The organism is Streptomyces sp. NPDC005303, assembly GCF_040607335.1.
Taxonomy (GTDB): Bacteria; Actinomycetota; Actinomycetes; order Streptomycetales; family Streptomycetaceae; genus Streptomyces.
In genome coordinates this window covers 40,579-62,958 of sequence record NZ_JBEXGM010000030.1, presented here as the reverse complement: position 1 = coordinate 62,958, position 22,380 = coordinate 40,579, and the positions used below count along the sequence as shown (strand labels likewise).

Below are 22,380 nucleotides of genomic sequence, written 5' to 3'. Positions count from 1 at the left end.
GGCGTCAGTTCCAGATGCCGGTGATGTCGGAGGCGGAGGCGGCGTTGCCCGCGTGGGCGCTCAGGCCGGCCAGGTCCTCCACGGTGCGCAGCACGTTGTAGTGGTTGTAGGTGGTGGAGCTGGAGCTTCCGGGGGCGACGTGCTGCCCGTAGAACAGAGTCGGGATGCGGTTGCCGGAGAGCTTGTTGTCCTCGTCGAAGGTGACGGCGAGGATGCTGTTGTGGGTCGTGGCCCAGGTGGCGTAGGCGCCCAGGTTGTTCTTGATCCAGGTGTCGCCCGTGGAGACCGAGCAGTCGTGCATGTCGCTGCACAGGTTCGGGACGACGAAGGACACCTTGGGCAGGGTCGTGTAGTCGGTCGGGAACTGCGCGAAGGTCATCGCGGTGTTCGTCGGCACGTTGGAGAAGCCGAACCACGGGTTGTGCTTCTGGGCGTAGTTGCCGCTGCTGCAGGTCGTCGAACCCTGGCTGGGCAGCGACTCGTTGTAGCTCTTCCAGGTCTTGCCCGCGGCGATGAGCTCGGAGGCGAGGTTGGGCGCGGAGAGGGAGCCGACGGAGACACAACTGTCGTCGGTGCGGCCCTGGTTGGAGCCGGAGAAGAGCATGTAGTAGTTCGGCTCACTGGGGTGGGTGAGGCCGTAGGACTGGGTGAGGGTGGCGCCACCCGCCTTGAGGGTGTTGTTGAGGTAGGGGGCGCTGGAGCTGCCGATGACCTGCGAGTAGGCGTGGTTCTCCAGCACCACGACCACGACGTGGTCGGGGGTGGGGAGGGCGGCTGCCTCGGCGGTGGAGGCGGTGGCGGCCCACACGCCGACCGAGGTGGCGGTGAGGGCGAGGGCTCCGGCCAGTGCGGAGAGGGAACGTCGGTTGCGCTGCGGTGCCTTGACGGCGGCCATGACTGTCCTCCGGACAGAGTGACGGACGTTCGGGGGGAGCGGCGCCGCAACCCTAGGGGCCCCCGGCCGGGTCCGCGTGAAGCCAGGGCGAACCGCGGGCCACGCCAGGCAAAGATCACCCCACGCACAGGTCATGCACAGTAAAGCGCGGGTCAAGTGGCCATCGGGCGGGCGCGGTTTGACGGGACGTCATCGGCGGACGTCAGCCCCGGGATTCCGTCACCGGGCCTCCCGTCACCGCAGGTCCCTCGCCGCAAGTCCCTCACCGCAGTTCCGCCCGGAACACCGCCGGTGTCATGTCGGTGTGCTGCTGGAAGAACTTGGAGAAGTTCGCGGCGTCGGGAAACCCCACCGCGGCCCCCACCCGCCCGATCGGCAGGTCGGTGTGGGCCAGCAACCGCTTGGCCTCCAGCACGACCCGCTTGTCGATGAACCCCTTGGGCGTCTCCCCCGTGGCGGCGCGCACCGCACGCACCAGGGTCCTGCGGGAGTAGCCCAGGGTGTCGGCGTACGCGCTGACACTGTGGTTCGTGGCGAAGCCCTTCTCGACCGCGTCCCGGAACAGGGTGAACGTCGACTCGGCCCGCCGCCCGGCCTCCGCCGAACTCGCCGCGAGGTGGGCCAGCCGCAACAGGAACGCCGTCAACGAGTGCCGCAGCACCGAGGTGTGCAGGCTCAGCGGAAGGGTCGACGTGTCCTCGTACTCCCGCTGCAGCTGGGCCAGAGCGGCCGTGAGGCCCGCCAACTGGGCGTCGGAGGGCCGCAGTAGCGGCGGCAGGTCGTAGCGGTAGAGCCCGGTCGCCTCCACCGTCGCCCGCGGCAGGAAGCCCGGTTGCATGGTGAGCACGGTTCCGCGGTACTCGCTCGTCGGTGAGAAGCGGTGGACCTGGCCCGGGCGGATCCACAACAGGTCGCCCGCCGTCGCCTCGTACTCGGCGAAGTCGATCATGTGGCGCACCGGGCCGCTGTCGAAGAGCATCACCACATGGAAGTCGATGCGGTGGACGCGCTCCAACGGGGCATCCGCGTGCCAGGTGCGGCCCTCTCCCATGGGGCCGACCTGCATGCCGACTCCGCACACACTCAGCTCGCTGGGGAAGGGGAACGTTCTGATCCCGTCCACTGTGCCGTCACCGTCTCCACCTTGGATGGAGCCTTGGGATGTTCTGTCCGCCATGTCCTGCTCGTGCCGCCTGCCTGGAGCGATCCGTGTCCCACTTTCACCACAGGCTGACACACCGCGACCTTCCCCCGTAAAAGTCAGACTTTTAAGTTTGAACACGTCAGACCAGCTTTCCCGCTCCGATCGAGGATTTCTTGAAGATGAGCACGCAGACACCGGACACCTTCGAATGGACCGAACTCGACCGGCGTGCCGTCGACACCGCCCGCCTGCTGGCGGCGGATGCCGTGCAGCAGGTCGGCAACGGCCACCCGGGCACCGCGATGGCCCTGGCCCCCGCGGCGTACACGATCTTTCAGAAGGTGATGCGTCACGATCCGGCGGACCCCGAGTGGACCGGACGTGACCGCTTCGTCCTCTCCCCCGGGCACACCTCGCTGACGCTCTACACCCAGCTCTACCTCTCCGGGTACGAGCTGGAGCTGGACGACCTGAAGGCCTTCCGGACCCATGGCTCCAAGACGCCCGGTCACCCCGAGTACGGGCACACCGCCGGCGTCGAGACCACGACCGGGCCGCTCGGCCAGGGCGTCGCCAACGCCGTCGGCATGGCGATGGCCGCCCGCTACGAGCGCGGCCTGTTCGACCCCGAGGCCCCCGAGGGCGAGTCCCCCTTCGACCACACCATCTGGGCGATCGTGTCCGACGGCGACCTGGAGGAGGGCATCTCCGCCGAGGCCTCCTCCCTCGCGGGCCACCAGAAGCTCGGCAACCTGGTCTTCGTCTACGACGACAACCACATCTCCATCGAGGGCGACACCGCCACCGCGTTCTCCGAGGACGTGCTGAAGCGGTACGAGGCCTACGGCTGGCACACCCAGCGCATCGAGCCCGGCGCCGACGGCGACATCGACGTCCACGCCCTGTACGGCGCCCTGAAGGCGGCCCAGGCCGAGACCGGGCGGCCCTCGATCATCGCGATGCGCACGATCATCGCCTGGCCCGCCCCGAACGCCCAGAACACCGAGGCCGCCCACGGCTCCGCGCTCGGCGCCGACGAGGTCGCCGCCACCAAGCGGGTCCTCGGGTTCGACCCGGACAAGAGCTTCGAGGTCCCGGACGAGGTCATCCGGCACACCCGGCTGGCCCTGGACCGGGGCGCCGACGCGCACGCGGCCTGGGACAAGCAGATCTCCGTGTGGCGCGGTGAGCAGCCCGAGCGGGCCCGGCTCTTCGACCGGATCGTGGCAGGGCAGCTCCCCGAGGGCTGGGAATCCGCGATCCCGGTCTTCGAGGAGGGCACGTCCGTCGCCACCCGAGCCGCCTCCGGCAAGGTCCTCCAGGCGCTGGGCCCGGTCCTTCCCGAGCTGTGGGGCGGTTCCGCCGACCTCGCCGGCTCGAACAACACCACCATCGACAAGACCAGCTCCTTCCTGCCGAAGGGCAACGCGCTGCCGGAGGCCGACCCGTACGGCCGTACCGTCCACTTCGGCATCCGCGAGCACTCGATGGCCGCCGAGATGAACGGCATCGCGCTGCACGGCAACACGCGGATCTACGGCGGCACCTTCCTGGTGTTCTCCGACTACATGCGCAACGCGGTACGCCTGTCCGCGCTGATGCAGCTGCCCGTCACCTACGTCTGGACGCACGACTCCATCGGCCTCGGCGAGGACGGCCCGACCCACCAGCCGGTCGAGCATCTCGCCTCCCTGCGTGCCATCCCGGGCCTGAACGTCGTCCGTCCGGCCGACGCCAACGAGACCGCGATCGCCTGGGCCGAGATCCTGAAGCGGCACGCAACCGACCCGGCCCCGCACGGCCTCGCACTCACCCGCCAGGGTGTCCCGACGTACGCCCCGAACCCGGACGCGGCCAAGGGCGGGTACGTGCTCCGGGACTCCTCCACCGGGAGCCCGGACGTCGTCCTCATCGCCACCGGCTCCGAGGTCCAGCTCGCCGTGGCCGCGCGGGAGCAGCTGGAGGCGGAGGGGATCGGCACCCGGGTGGTGTCGATGCCGTCCGTGGAGTGGTTCGAGGAGCAGCCGCGGGAGTACCGGGAGAGCGTCCTTCCGCCGTCCGTGCGAGCCCGCGTCGCGATCGAGGCCGGTATCGGTCTCACGTGGTACCGCTTCGTAGGTGACGCAGGACGCATCGTCTCCCTCGAACACTTCGGCGCCTCCGCCGACGCCAAGACCTTGTTCGCCGAGTACGGCTTCACCGCCGAGAACGTCGCCGCAGCAGCCAGGGAATCACTGACCGCCGCGCGTGGTTGATCCGACCGCCAGAAAGAAGATGATCACTGTGACCGAAGCGACCGCGACCGCGGGAGCACTCAAGCGCCTCTCCGACGAGGGCGTCTCCATCTGGCTGGACGACCTGTCGCGGGGGCGGATCGAGTCGGGGAACCTCGCCGAGCTCGTCGCCACGAAGCACGTCGTCGGCGTGACCACCAACCCGTCCATCTTCCAGGCCGCCATCGGCTCCGGAGCGGGCTACGAGGAGCAGCTGAGCGACCTCGCCACCCGGGGCGTGACGGTCGACGAGGCCGTACGGATGATGACCACGGCCGATGTCCGCGCCGCCGCCGACGTGCTGCGTCCGGTGTACGACGCGACCGGCGGCCGGGACGGCCGGGTCTCCATCGAGGTCGACCCGCGCCTCGCGCACGACACCCGGGCGACCGTCGCCGAGGCCAAGCAGCTCGCCTGGCTGGTGGACCGCCCGAACGTCATGATCAAGATCCCCGCCACCGAGGCAGGCCTCCCGGCGATCACCGAGGTCATCGGCCTCGGGATCAGCGTCAACGTCACGCTGATCTTCTCGCTGGAGCGCTACCGCGAGGTCATGGACGCGTACCTCGCCGGTCTGGAGCAGGCCGCGAGGAAGGGCCTCGACCTCTCCACGATCCACTCCGTCGCCTCCTTCTTCGTCTCCCGCGTCGACTCCGAGATCGACAAGCGGCTCACCGTCCTGGGCACGGAGAAGGCCCTCGCGCTCAAGGGCAGGGCGGCGCTCGCCAACGCGCGGCTCGCCTACCAGGCGTACGAGGAGGTGTTCGGCAGTGCGCGCTGGGACTCCCTCGGCGGCGCCCGCGCCAACAAGCAGCGCCCGCTGTGGGCCTCGACCGGCGTGAAGGACCCGTCCTACAAGGACACCCTCTACGTCGACGACCTGGTCGCGCCCGGCACGGTCAACACCATGCCGGAGGCCACGCTGAACGCCACCGCCGACCACGGCGTGATCACCGGCGACACGGTGACCGGCGGCTACCCGCAGGCCCGCGCCGACCTGGCCGCCGTGGAGGCGCTCGGGATCTCCTACGACGAGGTCGTGCAGCAGCTGGAGGACGAGGGCGTCGCCAAGTTCGAGGCGGCCTGGCAGGACCTGCTGGACGCCGTCACCAAGTCGCTGAACAGCAAGGGAGTTGACGCGGAATGACCATCACCGCCGACTGGGAGAACCCCCTGCGCGACGAGCGCGACCGGCGTCTTCCCCGGATCGCGGGACCGTCCGGGCTCGTCATCTTCGGCGTCACCGGCGATCTGTCCCGCAAGAAGCTGATGCCGGCCGTCTACGACCTCGCCAACCGCGGCATGCTGCCGCCGGGCTTCTCGCTCGTCGGGTTCGCCCGCCGGGACTGGGAGGACGAGGACTTCGCGCAGATCGTGCACGACTCCGTGCGTGAGCACGCGCGGACCGAGTTCCGTGAGGAGGTCTGGCAGCAGCTCGCCGAGGGGATGCGGTTCATCCCCGGCGACTTCGACGACGACACGGCGTTCAAGCAGCTGCGCCAGACCGTCGAGGACCTCGACAAGGCCCGCGGCACCAGCGGCAACTACGCCTTCTACCTCTCCGTACCGCCGAAGTTCTTCCCCAAGGTCGTCCAGCAGCTCAAGAAGCACGGGCTGGCCAACGCGCCCGAGGGGTCCTGGCGGCGGGCGGTCATCGAGAAGCCGTTCGGCCGCGATCTCAAGAGCGCCCGCGAGCTCAACGCCCTCGTCCACGACGTGTTCGAGCCGGACCAGGTGTTCCGCATCGACCACTACCTGGGCAAGGAGACCGTCCAGAACATCCTGGCGCTGCGCTTCGCCAACCAGATGTACGAGCCCATCTGGAACCGGTCGTACGTCGACCACGTGCAGATCACGATGGCCGAGGACATCGGCATCGGCGGCCGGGCGGGCTACTACGACGGCATCGGCGCCGCCCGTGACGTCATCCAGAACCACCTGCTCCAGCTGATGGCGCTCACCGCCATGGAGGAGCCGGCCGCCTTCGACGCCGAGTCGCTGCTCACCGAGAAGCTGAAGGTCCTCAGGGCCGTGAAGCTGCCGGAGGACATCGGCGAGCACGCCGTGCGCGGGCAGTACGCGGCCGCCTGGCAGGGCGGCGAGAAGGTGCTCGGGTACCTGGAGGAGGACGGCATCGACCGGACCTCCACCACGGACACATACGCGGCCATCAGGCTGAACGTCGACAACCGACGCTGGGCGGGTGTCCCCTTCTACCTGCGTACCGGCAAGCGGCTGGGCCGCCGGGTCACCGAGATCGCGGTCGTCTTCCAGACGGCCCCGCACTCCCCCTTCGACTCCACGGCCACCGAGGAGCTCGGCTCCAACGCCATCGTCATCCGGGTGCAGCCGGACGAGGGCATGACGGTCCGGTTCGGGTCGAAGGTGCCGGGCACCTCGATGGAGATCCGGGACGTGACGATGGACTTCGCCTACGGCGAGTCGTTCACGGAGTCCAGCCCGGAGGCGTACGAGCGGCTCATCCTGGATGTCCTTCTGGGAGACGCCAACCTGTTCCCGCGTCACCAGGAAGTGGAAGAGTCCTGGAAGATCCTCGACCCGATCGAGGAGCACTGGGCGAACCACGGCCGTCCGGCGCAGTACGCGTCGGGTACCTGGGGACCCGAGGAAGCCGACGAGATGCTCGCACGAGACGGACGGAGCTGGCGCAGGCCATGAAGATCGACCTGACCGACACCACGGCAAGCAAGATCAACAAGGCGCTGGTGCAGGGTCGCCGCGCCATCGGCACACCGGCCGTGGGCATGGTCCTGACGATGGTGATCGTCACGGACGAGGAGAACGCCTACGACGCGATCAAGGCGGCCGAGGAGGCCTCGCACGAGCACCCCTCGCGCACCCTGGTCGTCATCAAGCGGCACGCCCGCACCGCCCGCGACCGGATGGCGTCCAAGCTGGACGCCGAGGTCCGGGTGGGCGCCGACGCCGGCACCGGCGAGACGGTCATCCTGCGCACCTACGGCGAGGTCTCCGACCACGCCGACTCCGTGGTGCTGCCGCTGCTGCTGCCCGACGCCCCGGTCGTCGTGTGGTGGCCGGTGGACGCGCCGCAGAACCCCGCGAAGGACCCGCTGGGCGCACTGGCCCAGCGCCGCATCACCGACCTGTACGCCGTCGAGAACCCCCTCGACGTCATGGCGGACCGCGTCCGCTCCTACGCGCCCGGCGACACCGACCTCGCGTGGACCCGGCTGACTCCGTGGCGCTCGATGCTGGCGGCGGCCCTCGACCAGGCCCGCGCGCAGGTCATCTCCGGGGCCGTGGAGGCCGAGGCCGACAACCCGGCCGCCGAACTGCTCGCGCGCTGGCTGGAGGCGCGGCTGAAGGTGAAGATCGACCGCGTGGTCACCGCCGGTCCGGTCGTCACGGCCGTCCGTCTCGGCACCGCGAACGGCGAGATCGTCATCGACCGCCCCGAGGGCCCGCTGGCCACGCTGTCCCTGCCGGGCCAGCCCTCCCGCACCCTCGCGCTGAAGGTCCGCACCACCTCCGAACTCATCGCCGAGGAGCTCCGCCGCCTCGACGCCGACGAGATGTACGCCGTCGCTCTCCGGGGCGAGGCCACCAAGGAGACCCCCTCTCATGTCTGACTCCCCCAAGCTGACGCGCCGTCCCGAGTGGACCGCGCTGGAGGACCACCGCGCCGCGGGCGCCCCCCATCTGCGTGAGCTGTTCGCGACGGACCCCGGGCGCGCGGAGCGGTACGTCGTGCGCGTCGGCGATCTGCGCATCGACTACTCCAAGCACCTGATCACCGACGAGACCCTGGCCCTGCTCCAGGAACTGGCCACCGCCACCGACGTGTTCGGGCTCCGCGACGCCATGTTCCGCGGTGAGCGGATCAACCTCACCGAGGACCGGGCGGTGCTGCACACCGCGCTGCGCGCCCCGCGCGACGCGGTGATCGAGGTCGACGGCGAGAACATCGTGCCCCGCGTGCACGCCGTACTCGACAAGATGAGCGACTTCACGAACCGGGTCCGCTCCGGCGAGTGGACCGGCCACACCGGCAAGCGCATCAAGAACGTCGTCAACATCGGCATCGGCGGCTCCGACCTCGGTCCCGCGATGGCCTACGAGGCACTGCGGGCCTTCACGGCACGGGAGTTGACCTTCCGGTTCGTGTCCAACGTGGACGGCGCCGACCTGCACGAGGCGGTCCGCGACCTGGACCCGGCGGAGACCCTGTTCATCGTCGCGTCCAAGACGTTCACCACGATCGAGACGATCACCAACGCCACCTCGGCCCGCACCTGGCTGCTCGACGGCCCCGCCGGACTCCACGACGACAAGGCCGTCGCCAAGCACTTCGTCGCCCTGTCGACCAACGCCGAGAAGGTCACGGACTTCGGCATCGACCCGGACAACATGTTCGAGTTCTGGGACTGGGTCGGCGGCCGCTACTCCTACGACTCGGCGATCGGCCTGTCCCTGATGATCGCCATCGGCCCGGACCGGTTCCGGGAGATGCTCGACGGCTTCCGGATCGTCGACGAGCACTTCCAGAACGCGCCCGCCGAGGCCAACGCCCCGCTGATCCTGGGCCTGTTGGGCATCTGGTACGGCAACTTCCACGACGCCCAGTCGCACGCCGTACTGCCCTACTCCCACTATCTGTCGAAGTTCACCGCCTATCTCCAGCAGCTGGACATGGAGTCCAACGGCAAGTCGGTGGACCGGGACGGCAACCCGGTGGAGTGGCAGACCGGCCCGGTGGTGTGGGGCACCCCCGGCACCAACGGGCAGCACGCCTACTACCAGTTGATCCACCAGGGGACCAAGCTCATCCCCGCCGATCTGATCGGCTTCGCCCGCCCGGTCGACGAGCTGAGCGACGAACTCAAGGCGCAGCACGACCTGTTGATGGCCAACCTGTTCGCGCAGGGACAGGCGCTCGCCTTCGGCAAGACCGCCGAGGAGGTGCGCGCGGAGGGCGTGGCCGAGGAGCAGGTGGCCCACCGCACCTTCCAGGGCAACCACCCGACCACGACCATCCTGGCGCGCGCGCTGACCCCCTCGGTCCTCGGTCAGCTCATCGCCCTCTACGAGCACAAGGTGTTCGTCCAGGGCGCGGTCTGGAACATCGACTCCTTCGACCAGTGGGGCGTCGAGCTCGGCAAGGTCCTCGCCAAGCGCGTCGAGCCCGCCCTGACCGAAGGTGCCGACGTCCCCGGCCTCGACCCCTCCACCACCGCCCTCGTGGCCGCCTACCGTGAACTGAAGGAAGTGCACTGACATGCAGTTGGGACTCATCGGCCTGGGCAAGATGGGCGGCAACATGCGCGAGCGCATCCGCCGCGCCGGCCACACCGTCATCGGCTACGACCGCAACCCCGAAGTCTCCGACGTGGCGAGCCTGTCCGAGCTGGTCGACAAGCTCGAAGCGCCGCGCACGGTGTGGGTGATGGTCCCGGCCGGCGCCGCCACCCAGTCCGTCGTGGACGAGCTCGGCGGTCTCCTGTCGCCCGGTGACACCGTGGTCGACGGGGGCAACTCCCGCTACACGGACGACGAGAAGCACGCCGAGGAGCTGGGCGCCAAGGGCATCGGCTTCGTCGACGCCGGTGTCTCCGGCGGCGTGTGGGGCCTGCAGAACGGCTATGCCCTGATGGTCGGCGGCGACAAGGAGCACGTCGAGCGGCTCCAGCCGATCTTCGAGGCGCTCAAGCCCGAGGGGCCGTACGGCTATGTCCACGCGGGCAAGGTCGGCGCCGGGCACTTCTCCAAGATGGTCCACAACGGCATCGAGTACGCCATGATGCAGGCGTACGCCGAGGGCTGGGAGCTGCTGGAGAAGGTCGAGTCGGTGGACAGCGTCCGGGAGGTGTTCCGCTCCTGGCAGGAGGGGACCGTCATCCGTTCCTGGCTGCTTGACCTCGCGGTCAACGCCCTCGACGAGGACGAGCACCTGGACAAGCTCAAGGGCTACGCGCAGGACTCCGGCGAGGGCCGCTGGACCGTGGAGGCGGCCGTCGACAACGCGGTGCCGCTGCCCACCATCACGGCGTCGCTGTTCGCGCGGTTCGCGTCCCGCCAGGACGACTCCCCGCAGATGAAGATGATCGCGGCGCTGCGCAACCAGTTCGGCGGGCACGCCGTCGAAGCGAAGAAGTAGGCGCGCCGTGGGGGATCTCCTTCTGGTCCGCCACGGCGAGACGGAGTGGAGCGTGTCGGGCCAGCACACCAGCTGGACCGACCTGCCCCTCACCCAGCACGGCGAGGAACAGGCCAAGTCACTCGCTCCGCTCCTCTCGGCCCGGACCTTCTCGCTCGCGCTGACCAGTCGACTGGGCCGCGCGATACGCACCGCCGAACTGGCGGGCATCACCGGGGCCCTGACCGACCCCGACCTCCACGAGTGGGACTACGGCGCCTACGAGGGCGTCACCACCGTCGACATCCACCGCACCCGGCCCGACTGGAACCTGTGGACCGACGGGGTCCCGCCCGGCCCGGACGGACACCCCGGTGAATCACCCGAGGAGGTCGGCCGCCGCGCCGACCGGGTCCTCGCCCGGGTCGACGCCGCGCTCCCCGACGGTGACGTGGTCCTCGTGGCCCACGCCCACTTCCTGCGGGTCCTGACGGCCCGTCGGCTGGGACTCGCCCCCGCGGACGGCAGACTGTTCCAGCTGGCGACCGGCACGGTGAGCCGGCTGTCGACGGAACACGACCGTCCGGTGATCGCGGAGTGGAACACCAGGGTCTAGAACGGCGGTCAGGACGGCCCGGGAGCAAACGCTCCCGGGCCGTCGTCGTCCCGAAGGGCCTGTTGACACCGTGGCGCGTGCGTTGGAGAGTCACGGTTGATGGAGATCAACAACCTGACCCCGGCCGAACTGCGGGTGTGGCGTGCCTTTCCCCGCGGAGAGGCCGTGGACTTCCGCACGGCGGAGGACGAGGACGTGGCGGACGGCGCCGGGTGGGGTGCCGAACGTACCGTGCGGGCCTCGGTGTTGCGGGCGCTGATGCTCAACGGGCCGCTGGAGGACGGGGAGATACCCGCACTCAAACTGGCCGGCGCCCGGATCACCGGTGTGCTCGGGCTCCAGTACGGGACGGTCGACCACGCCGTACGTCTCAGCCACTGCCACTTCGACGACGTACCGGTGCTGTACGGCTGCCGGCTGCGCCAGTTGAACCTCAGCAACTCCGTGCTGCCCGGACTGACCGCCGCGACGGTGCGGGTGGAGGCCGTGCTGCGGATGACGGACTGCAAGGTGAACGGCCCGGTGCGGCTGGGCGGGGCACAGATCGCCGGAGCGCTGTTCATGGACCGCGCCGAGATCACCGCGGTCGGCGCCGGCGAACCCGCGCTCCAGCTCAACCACATGACCATCGGCGACGACCTGTGGGCACCGGGACTTCGCGCCCACGGCGAGGTCCGCCTCAACGGCGCCACCGTCGCCGGCTCCGTCAACCTCATCGACGCCCGGCTCAGCCACCCCGGCGACATCGTCCTCGACGCGCAGACCCTCGTCGTGGAGGGCGACGTCCATCTGCGCCGGGTGCACACCTTCGGCTGGATCGGTCTGCGGGGCGCACGGATCGCGGGCCGGCTCGACTTCTCGTACGCGCACCTGTCGAACCCGGGCGACGCGGCCCTGAGGGCGAACAGTTCCACCATCGGGGAGCTGTGGTTGCGCAAGGGGCCGCCCATTCAGGGCACCCTCAGCCTGCGCCGCGCCCAGATCGACGATCTGTTCCTGGAACCCGAAGTGGTGCCGGAGGAGGTCCAGTTCAACAAGCTCGTCTACACCTCGCTCACCCCGCAGGAGCCCGCCGAGCGCCGCCTGCCCATGCTGGAGCGCGACCGCGAGGGCTATGTCCCCCACGCCTACGAGCAGTTGACCGCCGCCTACCGCCGCATCGGCGACGACCGCGCGGCCCGACTGGTCCAACTCGCCAAGCAGCGCCGCCACCGCGCCACGCTCGCCTGGTACGGGCGCCTGTGGGGCCACATCCAGGACGCCACCGTCGGCTACGGCTTCCACCCCCTGCGGGCCTGCGTCTGGCTGGTCTCCCTGCTCGCCGTCGGCACGGTCGCCTACGGCCTGCACCACCCGCCGCCGCTCAAGGCGGACGAGGCCCCGCGCTTCAACGCGCTGTTCTACACCCTCGATCTCCTGCTGCCGGTGATCTCCTTCGGCCAGGAGGGCGCCTTCGCCCCGCGCGGCTGGTACCAGTCGCTGTCGTACGCGCTGGTCATCGCGGGCTGGGTCCTGGCGACGACGGTCTTCGCCGGTGTGACCCGGACCGTCAACCGCCAGTGATCCGGGGTTACTTGGAGGTGCCGACCGCGCCCGCCAGCTCCCCGATGTCCGCGAGCATGCGCGCCGCGTCCGGCTCCCGCCCCGTGAACAGCCGGAACGCGTCCACGGCCTGGAAGACGGCCATCCCTCCCCCGTCGAGCGTGGCGCAGCCCAGTGCGCGGGCGGTCCGCAGCAGTTCCGTCTCCAGAGGGCGGTAGACCACCTCGGCGACCCACAGCTCGGGGCGGAGCAGGCCGGCCGGGAGGGGCAGGCCGGGGTGGGCGGCCATGCCGGTGGGGGTGGCGTGCACGAGGCCGTCGGCGTCGGCGAGCAGGGGGGACAGCCGGTCCGGGGTGGCCGCGGCCGCGCGTCCGTCACCGAAGTGCCGGTTCAGGGAGGCGGCGAGGTCCGCGGCCCGGTCGGCGAGCGCGTCGACGACGGTGACCCGCCCGGCGCCCAGGGTGAGCGTGGCGTGCGCGACGGCCGCGCCCGCACCGCCCGCGCCCAGCTGTACGACTCGCTCCAGGGGCGCGTCGGGCAGCCCGCGCGCGAAGGACGCGGCGAAACCGGTGACGTCGGTGTTGTGGCCGGTCGCCCGGCCGTTCTCGAAGACGACGGTGTTGACCGCGCCGAGCGCCTCGGCCTGCGGGGCGAGCGCGTCCAGGTGCCCGATGACCTGCTGCTTGCAGGGGTGGGTGATGTTCAGTCCGTCGAAGCCCAGGTCACGGGCGGCCCGCACCAGCTCGCCGACCGCCTCGGGGCGCACACCGAGCACATCGATGTCGATGAGCCGGTAGAGATAGCGCAGTCCCTGCCGGTCGGCCTCCCGCTCGTGCAGCGCCGGGCTCAGTGAGGGGCCGACACCGGCGCCGATCAGGCCGACGAGAAACGAGTCCTTGGCCACACGGACCTCCAAGCCGAGCGTTAATGTACGAACCAGTACGTTAGCTATATCAGCCGGGCAGCCGACGGGGAAGGGCTCGGCGGAGCCTTCTAGAATCTGCGGCACCGGCCGCACTCCCGAAGGAACCCGATGACCAGCGTCGACGAACCGGCACGACAAGGCGGGCGGATCCGCGACTCCGCCCGCACCCAGGCCGAGATCCTCGACGTGGCGACCCAGGAGTTCGCGCGGGCCGGCTACGACGGCGCCCGGGTGGACGAGATCGCCGCTCGCACCCGCACCACCAAGCGGATGATCTACTACTACTTCGGCGGCAAGGAGCAGTTGTTCACGGCCGTCCTGGAGCGGGCCTACGGCGTGATCCGCGAGGCCGAGCAGGAGCTGGACGTCGAGCACCTGGACCCGGTCGCGGCGATCCGGCGCCTCGCGGAGCTGACCTTCGACCACCATGAGCAGCATCCCGACTTCATCCGCCTGGTCAGCATCGAGAACATCCACGGGGCCGAGCACATCGCCGCCTCCGAGAAGCTCGGCAGGATCGGCTCCCCCGCACTCGACGTGATCGGCCGCATCCTGGCCTCGGGGCGGGAGTCCGGGCTGTTCACGGCCGACGTGGACGCGGTGGATCTGCACGCCATGATCAGCTCGTTCTGCTTCTTCCGGGTGGCCAACCGGCACACCTTCGGCGCCCTCTTCGGCCGGGACCTCGTCGCCCCGGAGCAGCGCGCGCACTACCGGGCCATGCTGGGCGACATGGTGATCGCCTACCTGACGGCGGAGCGCGCGGCGGACTGATCCGCGCCCGACACGACCCCTTGACACGCGGGACATGCGGGCGCAACATCCTCCGCAACCGCTACTAACTATCCAGTGGGTTAATTACCTGGATAGCTCCCGGAGTCCCCCCGAAGGAGCACCCCGTGTCGCCCACCGTCGCACCCCGCGGCCCTGCCGAAGCCGTCGGGCAACCGAAAAAGGCCGCCATCGCCGCCTGGATCGGCAGCGCCCTGGAGTACTACGACTTCTTCATCTACGGCAGCGCCGCAGCCCTGATCTTCCCGAAGGTGTTCTTCGACGAGTCCGACCCGGCCACCGCGACCCTGCTGTCGCTGGCCACGTTCGGCGTCGCCTACGCGGCCCGGCCGGTCGGCGCGCTCTTCCTCGGCCATTTCGGCGACCGGGTCGGCCGCAAGAAGATCATGGTCTTCACGCTGATCCTGATGGGCCTGTCGACCTTCCTCATCGGCTGTCTGCCCACCCGCCACCAGGTCGGCACCCTCGCCCCGGTCCTGCTGGTGCTGTGCCGGGTCCTGCAGGGCATCTCGGCGGCCGGCGAGCAGGCCAGCGCCAACTCCATGAGCCTGGAACACGCGCCGGCGCACCGGCGGGGCTTCTTCACGAGCTTCACGCTCAGCGGCACCCAGGGCGGGCAACTGCTCGCCACCCTGGTCTTCCTGCCGGTCGCCGCGCTGCCCGAGGACCAGCTGCTGTCCTGGGGCTGGCGGGTGCCGTTCTGGCTGAGCGTGGTGGTCGCCGCGGTCGGCTTCGTGATCCGTCGCAAGCTGGACGAGACACCGGCGTTCGAGCGACAGGCCGCCTCCGAGGGCGTTCCGAAGATGCCGCTCGCGGTGCTGCTGCGGGAGCACTGGGCGGACGTGCTGCGGGTGATCGGGGGCGCGCTGATCGCCTCGGTCTCCACGATCTTCACGGTGTGGGCGCTGGCGTACGCGACGAGCGACGCGGTCGGGATGAGCCGTTCCTCGATGCTGTGGGTGGGCGCGCTGGCCAACCTCGTCGCGCTCGCCGCGATCCCCCTGTGGGCCACGCTGTCGGACCGCATCGGCCGACGGCCGGTCTTCCTGATCGGCGCGGCGGGCAGCGCGGTGACGATGTTCCTCTACCTCTGGGCGATCTCCACGGGCAACTACCCGCTGACACTGTTGCTGGGCATCGTCGCCTTCGGTGTCGTCTACAGCGCCGCGAACGGGGTCTGGCCGTCCTTCTACGGCGAGATGTTCTCCACCCGGGTCCGGCTGTCGGGCATGGCGATCGGCACCCAGATCGGATTCGCGGTGGCCGGTTTCGCGGTCACCTTCGCGGCACAGATCGCTGGTCCCGACGGCACCGACTGGTCCTCGGTGGCCCTGTTCACCGCGGCCCTGTGCGTCCCGCCGCTGATCGCCGCCGTGACGGCACGCGAGACCCACAAGGTCCCCACGGAGGACCTCGGCTCACGTACCCCCCGGGAGGCGCCCCGCCCGGAGACGGTGACGGCCTGACCCCGGGCCTGCCCGGCCGTCGCGCCTACCGGTTCGACCAGCCCCGCGTGCACAGCACGAGCCGGTAGCCGTCCGGGTCCTCCACGGTGACACCCCACTGGTTCCAGTACGGGTTGGGCGAGGGCACCTGTCTGCCGCCGTGTGCCTCCAGGCGGGCGACGAGATCCTCCGGGACCGGACCGTCGACGTAGATCACCAGCAGGTCCTCCTCGGTGGGGCGGGGTTCCACGGGGTGGCCCTGCTCGTGAACCAGCTCCAGGTGCCAGCCGGCGTCCGGCCACCCGAGCATCAGGAGGTCGTGCTCGCCGGGTTCGGGGCCGCCCTCGGCACGCCACACCACGCCGAGGCCGAGCCCCTCGACCCAGAACCGTTCGGCGGCGGCCAGGTCCCGGGAGGGGCGGGCGATGCGGATGTGGCTGCGGCCGTCGACCGGCATGGTGGCCTCTTTCCTCGGTGTGCCGGTCAGCGTAGGCAGCGGTCGATCCCCGCCACATCGGCCATCGGCCCTGCGCCCCCGGGCCTAGGACCGGCGGACCGCGTCGGCCGTGGTCGTGGGCGGAGGAACGCGGCGGGATGCCGCTCGGGCGGTGCGGCACGACTCGTGGGCGCGCGGTTCGCCCCGGCCATCAGGAACGGCCGCCCACCGGGCCCCGACACCCGCGTCGGCGCCGGGACATGCGAGAGCGGGCATCCCGTGTCCGGACGGTGTCTCGCACTCGATCGGTCGGCCCGGGTCGCCGCCGCGTCCGTCAGCCGCGGTCCGTCGCGGTGGGGATCCCGTACGCCCGCTCCACCCGCAACCGCAGCACCAGCCGCCGGTCCCGGACCATCGCCGACCGGTACTCGTCCCAGTCGGGATGTTCGCCCTGGACGTCCCGGTACAGGCGGACGAGTTCGTCGACCGTGTCGTCCTGCGGGTCCTTCGCCACGGGGGTGAGCTCGGCCGTGCCCTCGGCGACCGTGTAGGCCCACCGGTCCGAGGTCGTCACGTGGTACGAGGCACGGGGATCCCGGCGCAGATTGCGGGTCTTGGCGCGGTCGTCGGTGAGGGAGACCCTGATGATCCGCTCGTCGGGGTCGTAGGCGTGGCTGACGTTCGACAGCTGGGGCCGGCCGTCGCGCTTGAGGGTGACCAGCACCCCGCCGTGGCTCTCCGAGAGCAGCCGGAGCAGTGCGTCCTGCGTCGCGTCCTGAGTCATACCACGGTCAACGGGCCCGGCCGCGTCCGGCATTCCCGCGACCGCCGGATCCCGGCCCACCCGCAGCTCGACGCGGTTTCCTGAGCGAAGATGATGTCTGAGGTGGTCCGGGCCGGGTATGTCGATCCGCACCTCGACGGATGCGACGGAGGAGAGCGATGGCACAGCTTCGACAAGAGGTCGATCCCGGTGAGGTGGGTCTGGACGCGAAGGCACTCGACCGCCTAGACCAGCACTTCGCCCACTACGTCGACGAGGGCCGGATGCCCGGCTTCCTGGTGTCCGTCGCCCGCGGCGGACGCGTCGCCCACCTCACCACGCACGGCCACCGTGACCTCGCGGCCGGCCTGCCGGTCGAGGCCGACACCCTGTGGCGGATCTACTCGATGACCAAGCCGGTCACCGCGGTGGCCGCCCTGATCCTGGTGGAGGAGGGTCGGCTGTCGCTGGACGACCCGGTCGCCGAGTACCTGCCGGCGTTCGCGGAGCCCCGGGTCTATGTGGACGGTTCCGGGGACAGCCTCACGACCCGCCCGGCGGACGGTCCGATCCTCGTCCGGCATCTGATGACCCACACCGCGGGCCTGACCTTCGCCTTCTACCACTCCCACCCGGTCGACGCCCTGTACCGCGAGGCCGGACTGGAGTCGTCCGTGCTGCCGGGTTCGGACCTCGCCACGACGGTCGACGTGTACGCGAGCCTGCCCCTCCAGTTCGAGCCGGGCACGCAGTGGAACTACTCGGTCGCCTCCAACGTCCTGGGCCGGGTCATCGAGATCGCGTCCGGCCAGACCCTCGACGCGTTCTTCGCCGAGCGCGTCCTCGGACCGCTCGGGATGACCGACGCCGGCTTCTGGGTGAGCGACGAACAGGCGGACCGGCTCGCGGAGTTGTACGGCGAGAAGGACGACGGCACCATCGAGCCGGTCCCCGGACTGCCGCTGCGGGGCCGCCCCCGCCTGCTGTCCGGCAGCGGCGGCATGGCGGCATCCGCGTACGACGTCCACCGCTTCGCCGAACTGCTGCGCCGCCGCGGCGAACTGGACGGCACCCGCCTGCTGTCCGCCGAGACGGTGGACCTGATGACCTCCAACCACTTGCCGGGCGGCGCCGACCTGCGCACGTTCGGCACCAAACCGGCCCACGACGAACCCGGCAACGACGGCGTCGGCTTCGGGCTCGGCGTCTCCGTGGTGATCGACCCCGCCCGCACCGTCGCCCCCTCGACCCTCGGTACCCACGGCTGGAGCGGGGCGGCCTCCACCACCTTCTGGGTCGACCCGGTCCGCGATCTGACCGTGCAGTTCTTCACCCAGGTCCGGCCGAGGACGCTGAAGCTCTTCCCCGACCTCAAGCGGCTGGTCCACGAGGCGGTGGTGGACTGAGGGGACCCGGGTCGCCTAGTGATCGACCCGGAGGGTGAAGTGGACGCCGTCGCGGGCGAGTTCGCCCAGCCACTGCTCGGACCGGGCCGCCGTCTCCGCCGCCCGGTTCAGTCCTGCCGGGAGGGAGCCGTCCAGGATGTGGCCGACGCCCAGGGCGAGCGTCCGGGAGACGCAGCGGGCCATGGCGCTGTCCTCCTCGTCGCCCACCAGGTCGAGGAGATAGCCGCCGGACCAGGTACGACCGTCCTCCGCGCGCACGTCGAGGGAGACGGCGAGGACGACCCGGTCGCGGTCGGCGTCCGTCGTGGGATACCTGGCCGCCAACTCCTGGGCCAGGGCGGCGATCCGGGTGTCGTCGCCGGTCCTCAGCTCCTCGAAGACCGGCTCCCAGGCCCGCAGCCAGCCGTCCAGCCGCAGGGTGCCGCGCACGAAGGTCCGCGGGGTCCAGGCGGCCGGCAGTCCGTACTGCTCGACGAAGGGGACGCTGTCACGGTTGGGGTAGACCTCGAAGGTCTCGCCGTCCACGACATGGCGCCGGGTCGCCTCCCAGGGACGGTCGGCGGTGACCGGGGTGCCCTGGTCGATGTAACGGGCGGGCGAGCGCAGGGCGTTCAGGACTCCGGCGGGGGCCCAGCTGAAGCGGTACCTGAAGTCGTTCGGGACGGCGGGGACACCGCCGCAGTAGGAGGTGAGGCCGTACGACGCCGGTGTCGCGTCGCCGATCGCCTCACGGGCCCCGGCGACGAGGCTGTGCGCGAAGAGATGGTCGATGCCCGGGTCGAGGCCGGCCTCGGTGAGGACGACGATCCCGGCCTTCCGAGCCGCCGGGACCTGTTCGAGGACGGCCTCGGACACATAGCTGGAGCACGCGAAGTGGGCGTTCTCGCGGACGCAGGCGGTGAGGATCCCGGCGTGCTCGGGGGCGGGCAGCATCGACACGACGACGTCGCCGGGCACCAGTTCGGCCGCGAGCTCGGACAGGGTGTACGCCCGGGGCGCCGCCCGTCCGTTGAGCCGCAGCGCTTCGAGGGCCGCTTCCGCCCGCTCCTCGGTGCGGTGCCACAGCAGCACGCGGTCGGCCGCGTCGCACAGTGCGGCCAGACCGCTGCCGGTGGAGAGCCCCGCACCGATCCAGTGGACGGTGCCGGTCGCGGGAACCAGGTCAGCCACGGCGCGACTCCCCTTCTTCGATACCGAGTTCACGGCACGCCTGGTGGAACCGGTCCAGACAGCGCCCCCACGGTCCACCGACCCCGAACTCCAGCAGCAGGGGCAGCAGGAACCCCGAGAACCCGACGCTGGACTCCTCCGGGAGCAGGGACGGCAGGTTGTCGATGGCGATCAGGTCGAGCGGGGGTTCCTTGTGCAGTCGGCGGACCGGCTCGGCCCACTCGGTGGTGCGGTCGTAGACCGGCAGGACGTTCAGGGGCGAGCCGACGTCGCAGGTGACGTCGGAGAGGGTGCGCAGGCGGCGGGCCGGGTCGTCCAGGTCCGTCTCGCGGACGAAGGGCGGGATCGGGCTGGTGGCGAGGACGCAGTTCACCAGCACGTCGTGGGCGAGCAGGGCGGGGCGGTCCAGGTCACGGGTCTCGTCGAGGTCCCAGCAGGTCGGCTCGATCCCGGCGGCCCGGAGCGCGACGCGGGCGCCCCGGCCGCTGCGGCCCAGCGCTCCGATCACCAGCGCGGTGAACTCCTCGTCCCCGGCGACCGGCCGCAGCACCTCCTCCAGTTCCTCCTGCGAGGTGGGCGTGAGGGGCGCGACGAGTCTGCCCCGGTGCTGGAGCACGGCCAGGGCCGCACCCAGGTAACCCGCCCAGTACCCGAACGCGGCGAGCCTGCGGCCGTGGTCGTCGACCAGGTACTCCAGGTCCAGGAGGGCCCCTCCCCCGGCGGCGAACCGGCGCAGCAGGTCCAGGGCGCCCGGCTGCTCCTTGTAGGCGTGCCCGAAGAAGACGTGCCGGTGCTTCAACGCGGGGGGTTCGTCGGGGAGTTCCTTCAGGCCTACGACCACGGCGTCCCGCGGCGCCCGGGCGGCCCACGAACCGGCGGGCGCGACACCGCAGCCGACCGCCTCGTACTGCTCGATCGGGAAGATCCGCTGCGGGGACTCCTCGACGGTCAGCGTCACGCCGCTGTCGACGAGCCGCCGGGCGTCGGACGGCACGACGGGCGTGCGCCGCTCGGTGGAGCGGACCTCGTGGCGCAGCCACAGATGGAGCTCGGTCATACGCGGTGGGCCTCCGGGCGCGGGGCGTCGGCCGCGAACCGGCCGGCGCTGAGCGGGCTGATGTCCACGAAGGGTACGCGGCCGAGGTACGGGTCGCGGACGACCTCGCCGACGGCCGGTCCCCGGAGGCAACCGCACCGGAGAGCCGGTGCGGGCGGGTTGTCCGCTGTCCGGAGAGGAAGAGGACGCCGTCGGTCCTTCCCTCTTCCTGTCCGGATCCGCCCTCCCGAAATCCGCCCGACGGTCAGGACAGGTGGGCCACCGCGTCCAGATGGGGCAGGTGGTGGTCCAGCCGCTCCCGCTTGGTGCGCAGGTAGGTGATGTTGCTCTCGCACGGCGTGATCAGCAGCGGCACCGTCTCGGTGACCTCGATGCCGTGCCGCACCAGCGCCTCGCGCTTGCGCGGGTTGTTGGACATCAGACGGACCGAGTTCACGCCCAGGTCATGGAAGATCCCGGCGGCGACGCCGTAGTCCCGGGAGTCCACCGGCAGACCGAGCGCGAGGTTCGCCTCGACCGTGTCCAGGCCCTCGGCCTGGAGCGCCATCGCCCGCAGCTTGGCGAGCAGCCCGATGCCCCGGCCCTCGTGGCCCCGCAGGTAGACGACGATGCCGCTGCCCTCCTTGACCACGGCCCGCAGCGCGGCATCCAGCTGGTCGCCGCACTCGCAGTGCTGGGAGCCGAACGCGTCACCGGTCAGGCACTCGGAATGCAACCGTACGAGGACGTCGTCGGAACCTATGTCCCCGTAGACCAGGGCGACTTGTTCGTCGCCGCGGTCGTGATCGAGGTAGCCGACCGCCTGGAATTTCCCGTACACGGTGGGCAGCGGGGCATTGACCACGCGTTCCACGCCGGTGCGCTGTGGTGCCTTCTTGCCGAGGACGCCAACGTTATCTGTCATGATCTGTTTCCTAAGCAGAGACGAAAGGCCGTGAAAAGATGAGCGGTTCGGGAGAACGGTCGACGGCATACGGTCTGTTGCCGACGGACACTACGGAAGACGTACGGACGCGGGGGGCGGGCGTCTCAACACAGGTCGCCGTCCTTCCGGTCGGGAGCTTCGAACAACACGGCCCGTACCTTCCCCTGGCGACCGACACCCTCGTCGCCTGTGCCGTCGCGCGGCAGATCGCCGCGGCGTACCCGGTGCACCTCCTCCCCCCGGTGACGATCTCCTGCTCGCACGAGCACGCGGCCTGGCCGGGTACCGTCAGCATCTCCTCCGTCACCCTTCACGCGGTGGTGCGGGACATAGCCGCCTCGCTGCGCCGCTCGGGCGTCGAGGCGCTGGTCGTGGTCAACGGACACGGGGGCAACTACGTGCTGGGCAACGTCGTCCAGGAGGCCTCCGCCCGCGGGGAGCGGATGGCGCTCTTCCCGGCCGCGGAGGACTGGGAGGCCGCCCGTACGGAGGCGGGAGTGGTCACCTCGCTGCTCACCGACATGCACGCGGGAGAAATCGAGACCTCCATTCTTCTGCACACGCACCCGGAATGTCTCCGCCCCGGTTACGAGGCCTCCGATTTCGTCGCGGACGACCGTCGTCATCTCCTCACCCTCGGTATGTCCGGTTACACCGATTCCGGTGTCATCGGGCGCCCTTCGCTGGGCTCGGCGGAAAAAGGGAAAGCGTTGCTGGAGAACCTCGCGGCATCCTTCGGGACGTATTTCTCGATGCTGACCGAATCCGGCGCCGAGTAGGGCTCCGCCGGGCGCCGCAGACCTTCGTACCAGCGGACGACCAGAACGGCGGCGCCCGGCAGGCTCGCCACGAAGCTGAGGACGCCGTACACGATCG

Annotated in this window: 20 protein-coding genes and 1 pseudogene; 12 read left to right on the top strand and 9 right to left on the bottom strand. The window is 70.5% G+C overall.

Annotation, left to right across the window (positions count from 1 at the left end):
- Positions 1-4 precede the first annotated feature (4 nt).
- Positions 5-895, bottom strand: coding sequence for an alkaline phosphatase family protein (locus ABZT93_RS31665; protein WP_356111142.1), 891 nt, complete (start codon positions 893-895; stop codon positions 5-7).
- 262 nt (positions 896-1,157) lie between these two features.
- Positions 1,158-2,072, bottom strand: a complete 915-nt coding sequence (locus ABZT93_RS31660; RefSeq protein ID WP_356111140.1) for an AraC family transcriptional regulator — start codon at positions 2,070-2,072, stop codon at positions 1,158-1,160.
- Positions 2,073-2,218: 146 nt separating this feature from the next.
- Here ABZT93_RS31660 and tkt point away from each other — a divergent pair, with 146 nt between their 5' ends.
- The 8 genes from tkt to ABZT93_RS31620 all read left to right on the top strand — a co-directional run bounded on the left by tkt (position 2,219) and on the right by ABZT93_RS31620 (position 12,606).
- Positions 2,219-4,294, top strand: a complete 2,076-nt coding sequence (gene tkt, locus ABZT93_RS31655) for a transketolase (RefSeq protein ID WP_356111139.1) — start codon at positions 2,219-2,221, stop codon at positions 4,292-4,294.
- Between the two features lie 19 nt (positions 4,295-4,313).
- Positions 4,314-5,459: a transaldolase gene (gene tal / locus ABZT93_RS31650; protein ID WP_356111137.1), complete on the top strand. Its 1,146-nt coding sequence runs from the start codon at positions 4,314-4,316 to the stop codon at positions 5,457-5,459.
- Positions 5,456-6,991: a glucose-6-phosphate dehydrogenase gene (gene zwf / locus ABZT93_RS31645; RefSeq protein ID WP_356111136.1), complete on the top strand. Its 1,536-nt coding sequence runs from the start codon at positions 5,456-5,458 to the stop codon at positions 6,989-6,991. The genes tal and zwf overlap by 4 nt, the downstream gene beginning before the upstream one ends.
- Entirely contained in the window at positions 6,988-7,923 is a 936-nt protein-coding gene (gene opcA / locus ABZT93_RS31640; RefSeq protein WP_356111134.1) for a glucose-6-phosphate dehydrogenase assembly protein OpcA, read from the top strand. Before zwf ends, opcA begins: the two co-directional genes overlap by 4 nt.
- Positions 7,916-9,568, top strand: coding sequence for a glucose-6-phosphate isomerase (pgi, locus tag ABZT93_RS31635; RefSeq protein WP_356111132.1), 1,653 nt, complete (start codon positions 7,916-7,918; stop codon positions 9,566-9,568). Before opcA ends, pgi begins: the two co-directional genes overlap by 8 nt.
- 1 nt (position 9,569) lies before the next feature.
- On the top strand, positions 9,570-10,448 hold the full coding sequence (gene gnd / locus ABZT93_RS31630) for a phosphogluconate dehydrogenase (NAD(+)-dependent, decarboxylating) (RefSeq protein ID WP_356111130.1): 879 nt from the start codon (positions 9,570-9,572) through the stop codon (positions 10,446-10,448).
- 7 nt (positions 10,449-10,455) lie between these two features.
- Positions 10,456-11,043 (top strand): histidine phosphatase family protein, encoded by a 588-nt coding sequence (locus ABZT93_RS31625; RefSeq protein ID WP_356111128.1) that lies wholly within the window; start codon positions 10,456-10,458, stop codon positions 11,041-11,043.
- 99 nt (positions 11,044-11,142) lie between these two features.
- Positions 11,143-12,606 carry a membrane-associated oxidoreductase gene (locus ABZT93_RS31620; RefSeq protein WP_356111127.1) on the top strand — a complete coding sequence of 488 codons (1,464 nt, stop codon included), beginning with the start codon at positions 11,143-11,145 and terminating at the stop codon, positions 12,604-12,606.
- A 7-nt stretch (positions 12,607-12,613) separates the two neighbouring features.
- On the opposite strand, the gene ABZT93_RS31615 is transcribed toward ABZT93_RS31620, so the two are convergent.
- The gene (locus ABZT93_RS31615; protein ID WP_356111125.1) at positions 12,614-13,489 is read right to left on the bottom strand and encodes a shikimate dehydrogenase; all 876 of its coding nucleotides are present in this window, start codon (positions 13,487-13,489) and stop codon (positions 12,614-12,616) included.
- Positions 13,490-13,618: 129 nt separating this feature from the next.
- On the opposite strand from ABZT93_RS31615, the gene ABZT93_RS31610 reads away from it, so the two are divergent.
- Positions 13,619-14,284 (top strand): TetR/AcrR family transcriptional regulator, encoded by a 666-nt coding sequence (locus tag ABZT93_RS31610; protein WP_356111124.1) that lies wholly within the window; start codon positions 13,619-13,621, stop codon positions 14,282-14,284.
- A gap of 125 nt (positions 14,285-14,409) precedes the next feature.
- Positions 14,410-15,768 (top strand): MFS transporter, encoded by a 1,359-nt coding sequence (locus ABZT93_RS31605; protein WP_356111122.1) that lies wholly within the window; start codon positions 14,410-14,412, stop codon positions 15,766-15,768.
- A 25-nt stretch (positions 15,769-15,793) separates the two neighbouring features.
- Here ABZT93_RS31605 and ABZT93_RS31600 read toward each other — a convergent pair whose 3' ends face one another.
- Together ABZT93_RS31600 and ABZT93_RS31595 are read right to left on the bottom strand one after the other, a co-directional pair.
- Positions 15,794-16,204 carry a VOC family protein gene (locus ABZT93_RS31600; protein WP_356111120.1) on the bottom strand — a complete coding sequence of 137 codons (411 nt, stop codon included), beginning with the start codon at positions 16,202-16,204 and terminating at the stop codon, positions 15,794-15,796.
- Between the two features lie 313 nt (positions 16,205-16,517).
- Positions 16,518-16,967 carry a PPOX class F420-dependent oxidoreductase gene (locus ABZT93_RS31595; RefSeq protein ID WP_356111118.1) on the bottom strand — a complete coding sequence of 150 codons (450 nt, stop codon included), beginning with the start codon at positions 16,965-16,967 and terminating at the stop codon, positions 16,518-16,520.
- 158 nt (positions 16,968-17,125) lie between these two features.
- Here ABZT93_RS31595 and ABZT93_RS31590 point away from each other — a divergent pair, with 158 nt between their 5' ends.
- The gene (locus ABZT93_RS31590; protein ID WP_356111116.1) at positions 17,126-18,352 is read left to right on the top strand and encodes a serine hydrolase domain-containing protein; all 1,227 of its coding nucleotides are present in this window, start codon (positions 17,126-17,128) and stop codon (positions 18,350-18,352) included.
- Between the two features lie 15 nt (positions 18,353-18,367).
- Here the strand turns inward: ABZT93_RS31590 and ABZT93_RS31585 are convergent, their stop codons facing one another.
- From ABZT93_RS31585 to ribA, 4 genes and pseudogenes are all read right to left on the bottom strand, one after another.
- Positions 18,368-19,522 carry a saccharopine dehydrogenase family protein gene (locus ABZT93_RS31585; RefSeq protein ID WP_356111114.1) on the bottom strand — a complete coding sequence of 385 codons (1,155 nt, stop codon included), beginning with the start codon at positions 19,520-19,522 and terminating at the stop codon, positions 18,368-18,370.
- A complete protein-coding gene (locus tag ABZT93_RS31580; protein ID WP_356111113.1) occupies positions 19,515-20,579 on the bottom strand; it encodes a saccharopine dehydrogenase in 1,065 nt (354 codons plus the stop codon). Before ABZT93_RS31580 ends, ABZT93_RS31585 begins: the two co-directional genes overlap by 8 nt.
- Positions 20,576-20,713, bottom strand: a pseudogene (locus ABZT93_RS31575) (sarcosine oxidase subunit beta); the annotation flags it as partial. The gene ABZT93_RS31580 and the pseudogene ABZT93_RS31575, both read right to left, overlap by 4 nt.
- Positions 20,714-20,823: 110 nt before the next feature.
- Complete coding sequence (gene ribA, locus ABZT93_RS31570) at positions 20,824-21,483, bottom strand: GTP cyclohydrolase II (protein WP_356111111.1); 660 nt, start codon at positions 21,481-21,483, stop codon at positions 20,824-20,826.
- A 38-nt stretch (positions 21,484-21,521) separates the two neighbouring features.
- Between ribA and ABZT93_RS31565 the strand changes: the two genes are divergently transcribed.
- A complete protein-coding gene (locus tag ABZT93_RS31565) occupies positions 21,522-22,283 on the top strand; it encodes a creatininase family protein (RefSeq protein WP_356111109.1) in 762 nt (253 codons plus the stop codon).
- Positions 22,284-22,380 lie beyond the last annotated feature (97 nt).